We start from the raw sequence: 1,177 nt of genomic DNA on the forward strand, positions 1-1,177 counted from the left end.
CCCGGATTTCTCATGACGGGATAAAAGAAAGCGGCTGAAAGTGCTATAGTTTCAGGACCTTACACCGTTCACCAAGCACCAACAGCCGCTATCCAAAATGGTACCTGAAAAACTGACCTTCTCGCCACTCTCTCGCCGTCAAATTGAAGCCGACTTCTCCGGTGGCCACATCACCTCCGATGCCGGCCTGCTCCTGCTTCGCGAAGTCGACAATCAACACCAGCTCACTCAGCGCCTGGCTACGGTGCTGGACGATACCCGTAATCCGGTGCTGGTTCGCCACAAGCTTCAAACCATGATCCGGCAACGGGTCTTTGGCGTGGCTGCCGGGTACGAAGATCTGAACGATCACGAAACGTTACGCGCTGACCAGGCACTTCAGACCGCGACTGGCGAAGAGGCCATTCTGGCGGGCAAATCAACACTGTGCCGAATGGAGCAGCGCGTGGACCGGCAGGCCGTGGTCAAGGCCCACGAACTGATGTGGCATCACTTCATTGAGCAGCACGACGCCCCACCCAAGGAAATCGTGCTGGACTTCGATGGCACCGACGTTCCGGTGCATGGCGACCAGCCCGGCAAGTTCTTTAACGCCTACTACGATCACCATTGTTACTTCCCGCTGTACGTGTTCTGCGGTCGCCATCTGCTGGTGAGCTACCTGCGCACCAGCAACCGAAGCGACAGCCGCCACAGCTGGGCCATTCTGGCCCTGCTGGTGAAGTTCATCCGGCAGTACTGGACGAATACCCGCATCGTGTTCCGGGGTGACAGCGGCTTTTACCGTCCCCGATTGCTGAGCTGGTGCGACCGGAACAACGTGGACTATCTGGTGGGCCTCAGCAAGAACAGCCGGCTGCTCAAGGAGGTAGACGTACCCTCGATGCTGGTTCGCAAGGCTCACAACGAACTGGGTGAAAAAGTCTGCGCCACCTACCGGTTCCAGTACCAGGCCCGAACCTGGAAACACCCCCGCTGGGTGATCGCGCGTCTGGAGGAGGGCGAACTGGGTGCCAACCCCAGGTTCATTATCAGCTCCCGTTACGACGACGGCGTTAAACTCTACTACGAGCAATACTGTGCCCGGGGTGACATGGAAAACCGGATCAAGGATCAGCAGTTGTGTCTGTTCGCAGATCGCACCTCCAGCACGCGGTGGTGGACCAATCAGTGGCGG

At 58.3% G+C, this 1,177-nt stretch carries 1 protein-coding gene; it reads left to right on the plus strand.

Features of this window, described 5'->3' with window-relative positions; translation table 11 throughout:
- Positions 1 to 97 precede the first annotated feature (97 nt).
- Positions 98 to 1,177: IS1380 family transposase (locus Q674_RS40630; protein ID WP_023010214.1), on the plus strand; the 1,080-nt coding region annotated here is incomplete at its 3' end.

The organism is Marinobacter sp. EVN1 (assembly GCF_000475375.1).
Taxonomy (GTDB): Bacteria; Pseudomonadota; Gammaproteobacteria; order Pseudomonadales; family Oleiphilaceae; genus Marinobacter; species Marinobacter nauticus.